Genomic DNA, 1320 nt, shown 5'->3' with positions numbered 1-1320 from the left:
CGTTTACCACTTTGTGATTCATGACTGGGGTGAAGTCGTAACAAGGTAACCGTAGGGGAACCTGCGGTTGGATCACCTCCTTACCTTAAAGAACCTGCCTTTGTAGTGTCCACACAGATTGTCTGATAGATGTAGAGAAGCAAGGCGTCTTGCGATTGAGACTTCAGTGTCCCCTTCGTCTAGAGGCCCAGGACACCGCCCTTTCACGGCGGTAACAGGGGTTCGAATCCCCTAGGGGACGCCACTTGCTGGTTTGTGAGTGAAAGTCGCCGGCCTCCCTATCTCAAAACTGATTTGACTGCGCAAGCGGTGAGTCATGTTTGAGATATTTGCTCTTTAAAAATCTGGATCAAGCTGAAAATTGAAACGACACACTGTTTCCTTTCTCCGTAATAAGAAAGGAAGATACGGTGTGTTCGAGTCTCTCAAATTATTGCAAGTCGATGATGGGTCGCAAGAAACATCTTCGGGTTGTGAGGTTAAGCGACTAAGCGTACACGGTGGATGCCCTGGCAGTCAGAGGCGATGAAGGGCGTGCTAATCTGCGATAAGCGTCGGCGAGGTGATATGAACCTTTGACCCGGCGATACCCGAATGGGGAAACCCAGTGTGTTTCGACACACTATCATTAAGTGAATACATAGCTTAATGAGGCGAACCGGGGGAACTGAAACATCTAAGTACCCCGAGGAAAAGAAATCAACCGAGATTCCCCCAGTAGCGGCGAGCGAACGGGGAGGAGCCCAGAGTCTGAATCAGCGCGTGTGTTAATGGAACGGTCTGGAAAGTCCGGCGACACAGGGTGATAGCCCCGTACATGAAAATGCACGCGTTGTGAACTCGAAGAGTAGGGCGGGACACGTGGTATCCTGTCTGAATATGGGGGGACCATCCTCCAAGGCTAAATACTCCTGACTGACCGATAGTGAACCAGTACCGTGAGGGAAAGGCGAAAAGAACCCCGGCGAGGGGAGTGAAAAAGAACCTGAAACCGTGTACGTACAAGCAGTGGGAGCCTACTTGTTAGGTGACTGCGTACCTTTTGTATAATGGGTCAGCGACTTATATTCTGTAGCAAGGTTAACCGAATAGGGGAGCCGAAGGGAAACCGAGTCTTAACTGGGCGTTAAGTTGCAGGGTATAGACCCGAAACCCGGTGATCTAGCCATGGGCAGGTTGAAGGTTGGGTAACACTAACTGGAGGACCGAACCGACTAATGTTGAAAAATTAGCGGATGACTTGTGGCTGGGGGTGAAAGGCCAATCAAACCGGGAGATAGCTGGTTCTCCCCGAAAGCTATTTAGGTAGCGCCTCGTGAA

The 1320-nt window shown here is 50.5% G+C and carries 1 tRNA gene and 2 rRNA genes; all 3 read left to right on the top strand.

The annotated features are described in order from the left end of the window. Positions 1-83: ribosomal RNA gene (locus MUU46_RS00210) — 16S ribosomal RNA — on the top strand; the annotation flags it as partial. An 85-nt stretch (positions 84-168) separates the two neighbouring features. After that, positions 169-244 (top strand) — tRNA-Glu (locus tag MUU46_RS00205). Positions 245-477: 233 nt separating this feature from the next. Beyond that, a 23S ribosomal RNA gene (locus MUU46_RS00200) occupies positions 478-1320 on the top strand; the annotation flags it as partial.

Source organism: Scandinavium tedordense, from assembly GCF_024764965.1.
GTDB classification, from domain to species: domain Bacteria; phylum Pseudomonadota; class Gammaproteobacteria; order Enterobacterales; family Enterobacteriaceae; genus Scandinavium; species Scandinavium tedordense.
The sequence above is the reverse complement of the archived record's forward strand: the minus strand, read 5'-3'. Positions and strand labels throughout refer to the sequence as shown.